A 5,104-nucleotide genomic window follows, 5' to 3' on the forward strand; every position below is an offset into this window, starting at 1 on the left:
GATGATGATCATATAGGTTCCTTATATGATTTCAAAGAAAAGTATCCTTGGATTAACATTATAGCTAGTGAAATTGAATCAAAATACATTAGTGGTGAAATGAAGTCAGAGAGATTGGTTCAAGCTGAAAAAATGCTAGAAAATATGCCAAATGAAGAAATCGAATTTGGTAAATGGTTTATACAGCAATTAATGAATTTGAAGCATGTTTCAATTGATGAAAAGGTACATGATGGTGATATGATTCTAGATAACAAATGTAGAGTAGTAGCAACACCAGGGCATACTTCAGGGCATATTTCATTATATTTTCCAAGTTTAAAAAGTGTAATTACAGGTGATGCAACTGTTCATGAGAATCATGAATTAGCCATTGCTAATACACACTTTTGTTTAAATGTTGAGAGAGCAGAACAGTCTTTGAGAAAGGTTAAAAATCTTAAAGCTGAAGCTTGCTATTGTTATCATGGTGGGAAATTTTCTTTATAATTGGGGGCTAAACGTAAAAACTCTCGAGTTAAACAACTTTATTATTCAGTTTTATAACAATAATTGTGAATACAATTAAAAATTAAATAACTTTAATACCCTTCCAATCATTTCATCGTTGGAAGGGTATTAGCTTTATAAAGATAAAATTAAACGACTTTATTATCTCTACACAATATTCAACAATCGGGCCAGATTGTTGAATATTTGTTATAATAAATTAAAATACAGAAAATTTTAACTTTTCCATTTCACCGCCTGGCAAAAGTACAAGAGGCCTGAGAAACAGTGGGAAGGTCGAAAAAATTGGTCATTTTGTTGAGTGAAAAAAGTTTGTTCAATTTTTGTAAAAGTGAGGGAATGCTTATGTCATCTTATTTCTTTGAAAACGGGTTACATGGGGAAAATGCTCATGTTGACCCCTTGGAGGTGTTTGAGGGTTTACGGTGGGAGATGGCTGGGGAAAAACCCTCAAACTGTCCATATTCAGTGTGGCAGATTCTAAACCATATGATTTTCTGGCAAGATTTCTATCTTGCCTACCTTAAAGGCAGGGTGCCCAATCATCCAGAACATGACGAAGACTCATGGCCTGATAAAACAGCTCCGTCATATAAAACCGAGTGGAGTGACACTCTTTTTCTATTCAGTAAAGGGCTAAAGGAAGCTGAAAACGAAGCAAAAAAAGATTTAAAGGAACTAAAAGACGCGGGATTGAAAAGGACTCGTGGTGACCTTTTAGCCACTCTTATGGCACACAACAGTTATCATACCGGACAAGTAGCACTGATTCGGCAATTAATTGGAGAATGGCCTCCACCTTCTTGGTGATACTTAGTATCTAACCGGTTACCGTTTTAAGTTTTAAAAGTTCAACAATCGAGCGCTTTAATTGAACAAACAACTAAAAGGATCTTCAATCAGAAGATCCTTTTAATATACCGATAATGATGTGTTATGTTAACTTTACATGTATGGAGTATTCATAAATTATCATTCAGACATCATAACTCTTATTCATCTTTTTTATTAGGTTCTTGGATTTGAAGTAGTTCAACAAAAACATTCAGCATATCCTGTATTTGAATTCGATTGTCTACAAAATGTTGCAAATTAAATCCATTAAAAATAGCCATGCTTGTTGTTGCTAAAGTTCTGGCATCTAATGGACTTCCGATTATACCTTCGTCTTTCATTCTCTGAAAAAAATGTGTAAGGAATGATCTCCATTCTTCCATCTGAAGAATAAGCCTTTCTTTTATTAGAGGTAATTGATTGGATATCATACATCCTTGGAGAAGCATAGGAGAAGATCCTTTTTCATAAGCTTCATTTACCAAACGCAAAGAGTGTTCTTTAAACTTATTTAGTAAATCACACTCTTTTTGAGTAAGAGCTTCCTTTAAATCTTCAAAATAAAAATCAATTCCTTCTTTTATCAGTTTCAACAAAAACTCCTCTTTATTGGAAAAATGAGTATAGAAAGCACCTTTAGAGTAACCAGCATGTTTCACAATTTGATCAACACTTGTACTAGAATAGCCTTGCTTAGAAAACAATTCAATTCCTGATTGCATTAATTTATTAATGGTGTTTTCTGATTGTTTCTGATGATAAATTCCCATAGCAACCCAACCTCCTTTTTAAAAGACTAAATATTTAGTTAATAGTAACACATTCTTCATCATATAATAAATTGATTAATACCGACCAGTTAGTACTAAAAAATAATATTTATAAAGGAGTTGATTGATGAACATGAAAAAATTAAGGTAACACTTAAATTCTTTATAAACTAAGCCTATTTTCCTTTTTTGGGGATAGGGAAAGATATCCATCTAGGAGGGATTTTCTTGAAGAAAATAGTTATTACATTACTGACTTTTGTCTTAACGATCATTCCTATTACTGCTTTTGCCGCTACAACATCAACCTCAGTTTCAAAACAAACGCCTTCAACAGAGAATATGGTTCAATTAAAAGACTTGCCTGTTATGATTGATGGTGTTAAATATGCACAAGATGATTCGCATGTAAAGAATGTAACTCAGTTTGTTTTCGATGACACTGCAAAAGCAGAAGGAGTAGTCTATGGGTTTACAAATCAAGACCGTTTAAATGCTCATTTGCAGAGTGCTGTTGTTGAGCGTCAAAAGGATACTAAGAACAATACGATTATAGCCCAAGCTATTTATTATAATTCGTATTTTTATCAACATTCTAATTACGGAGGGAATTACTTCGGAACTTCCAGTAATATTAGCTCGGTGGGTTCATATTGGAACGACAGAATCTCTTCGTTGAAGGCGGGTTACAATCATAAATGGACAGTTATGTGTTGGGATAGTAACTACAGAGGGGCAAGATTCTGGGTGCAATCCGGTATCAATGTCAGCTATGTCGGATCAACTTGGAACGATAAGGCGTCTTCCATCTTCTTTACTAATTAGACTAAAGGAATAACCATATTTTTTGTGAGAATCTTGCTTATGCAGGATTCTTTTTTGTTGTTTGTTTCAGTACTTTTTAGTACAACGCAAAGTACGTAATAGTACATTAAGGGGTACCGCCACATGCCCATCAACTTAACAATTCAGAATTACCCCAAAATGAAAAAATGAAAATAACTAATAACCGCTTCCCTATACGGTAGTTAGGGAAGCGGTTATTAATTGCATAAGTTTCTTTTTATGACAAAATTTTAATTGTTATTTTCAATTAGCTGTTTAAATGATTGAATATTTAAAACGAAATTCGGAATATTTTTCGTTTCTTCTGCTTGTTTCACAAGTTTTACTACTAAATCATTGTATGGTGTTAAAATCCTTGAATGCTTCGCTTGGTTAGGAACGATTCCATTAATATAGTCTATTTCTGTTTCTCTTTGCTTTTCAAGGTCTTGTAACATACTCGCTTTTAATAGTGCTTGTGGTTTGAAAATGGTTCTAAAAACATTCATTCTATCTGCAATATCAGATTCATTTTTTATTTCTAAAGATGAAATATCAAAGCCCCCCATACAAGCAAATTTTATACCTTTTGAGTGACCTACCTTAATAGTTTCATCCGCTAAATGCACTGCACTCTTAACACCAAACTCATTATCGAGTACATCACCGTACGTACCCCCAAGCGCTGCTGACATACCACTAAGAGCTACGTTGACCATTAATTTTGACCACTTTATTCCAACAAGGTTATCCGATATAACTGTGCCACCTACATGATCTAATACAGATTTTATATTTTGAATTCTTTCAGTCATTGAACCATCAAGTTCACCGATTGCAAATGCCTGCTCCTTAAATGTATCAAAGTTTGTAGTAAGTTTTGAAACTCCTGGTTCTACCCACGTTGCGCCAAATTCAACTGAGCCACCCACTACTCGCTCTTTACCAACTAATGAAACAATATTTCCCTCAGGAATTCCGTTTTGTAACGAACAAACAACGCTTGTTTCATTTAGGAAAGGAAGTAATTCACTTATAACGGATTGATTATAAAGTTGTTTCGTAAGCAATAAGACTAAATCATATGTCCCTGACATTTGTTTTGGTGTAACTGCTTTTACTGGTATAGTACATTCTGTTGTGCCTACAATTTTCGCTCCAAATTTGTTTAATGCGTCGACATGAGCTTGATTTACGTCAATTAATTCGACGTTTTCTCCGCCCTTTGCAATAAATGCCCCGATAATAGTACCTAAAGAACCTGCTCCTAAAACTGCAACTCTCATCTTAAACACACCTTTCTTTATTTCGTATTCAGAAAATTATAAACTGGCTGTACAGCATTTAAAGTTAAATCAGTCAAAATATGTGTAGCTGAAACAACCTCAAGGACTGGTAAATCTGCGAGCGGTGCAAGTGCATGCTCAAATAGTTGCAATCGTGCAGGTCCCGTCCAAGCTTCCTTTATTGTGATATCTGTAATTTGAGTACGAACCAAATCACAAACCTTTAATTGTCCTTCATATCCCGTTGCTATCTTAACCATAAAATTTGGGCGGGATATTTCTTTTAGAGCTTCTTTATGATCTAATGGAATATGTTTATAGCCCATTGTTGCAGTTGCAACACGTAATGAACCATAATCAAGTGTCCCAACTAAAGTATCCGAGTCTATAAGCAACTCTGGATTACCTAATTTTTTTGGATAAGCGGACAGTTCACGCCCACTTGCAATCGCTGGGAAGTTGTCAACATACATGGAATGTATATAATCACCCTCTTCTCCATTAAAGCTTACTGGTATAACTTGTCCTGCTTCAGTATAAGAACCAAGTCCAGAAACATCAGGCATCTTCATCACCTCAAACTTAACGAAAGGTTCCGTAATTTCTAAAGGCTCAGGTACAACTTTACGTAAAGCTGTCATGTCAGTTCTATAAATAATATTTAAATATTCCCGATTCACAAATTTATATGGCGGCATTGGATATGCTGGTGAAGTCAATGGTGTAGTTAAATGTTTTGGCACATTGTTGATATTCATTCGTTTTACACTCCCTATGATGATAATCTTGAGCTTTTATTATTTTATAAGCTATCTTTCATAAAAAATTTTCTTTATAAAACATCTTGTAACAAAGCGATATGAATGCTTTGCTTCTACA

Annotated in this window: 6 protein-coding genes; 3 read left to right on the forward strand and 3 right to left on the reverse strand. The window is 34.3% G+C overall.

All coding sequences use genetic code 11. The features are described 5' to 3' along the window. The coding region (locus AB3X48_RS17455) for an MBL fold metallo-hydrolase (protein WP_367959761.1) at positions 1–489 on the forward strand (489 nt) is incomplete at its 5' end. 306 nt (positions 490–795) lie between these two features. Further along, positions 796–1,320 (forward strand): DinB family protein, encoded by a 525-nt coding sequence (locus AB3X48_RS17460; RefSeq protein WP_367959762.1) that lies wholly within the window; start codon positions 796–798, stop codon positions 1,318–1,320. A gap of 182 nt (positions 1,321–1,502) precedes the next feature. On the opposite strand, the gene AB3X48_RS17465 is transcribed toward AB3X48_RS17460, so the two are convergent. Beyond that, a complete protein-coding gene (locus AB3X48_RS17465) occupies positions 1,503–2,114 on the reverse strand; it encodes a TetR/AcrR family transcriptional regulator (protein ID WP_367959763.1) in 612 nt (203 codons plus the stop codon). A gap of 228 nt (positions 2,115–2,342) precedes the next feature. Here AB3X48_RS17465 and AB3X48_RS17470 point away from each other — a divergent pair, with 228 nt between their 5' ends. Beyond that, complete coding sequence (locus AB3X48_RS17470) at positions 2,343–2,939, forward strand: peptidase inhibitor family I36 protein (RefSeq protein ID WP_367959764.1); 597 nt, start codon at positions 2,343–2,345, stop codon at positions 2,937–2,939. Positions 2,940–3,190: 251 nt separating this feature from the next. Here AB3X48_RS17470 and AB3X48_RS17475 read toward each other — a convergent pair whose 3' ends face one another. Next, positions 3,191–4,225 (reverse strand): ketopantoate reductase family protein, encoded by a 1,035-nt coding sequence (locus AB3X48_RS17475; protein WP_367959765.1) that lies wholly within the window; start codon positions 4,223–4,225, stop codon positions 3,191–3,193. Positions 4,226–4,242: 17 nt separating this feature from the next. After that, entirely contained in the window at positions 4,243–4,983 is a 741-nt protein-coding gene (locus AB3X48_RS17480) for an acetoacetate decarboxylase (protein ID WP_367959766.1), read from the reverse strand. Positions 4,984–5,104: the final 121 nt, after the last annotated feature.

Source organism: Bacillus sp. S4 (assembly GCF_040838205.1).
Classification (GTDB): domain Bacteria; phylum Bacillota; class Bacilli; order Bacillales; family Bacillaceae_G; genus Bacillus_A; species Bacillus_A cereus_U.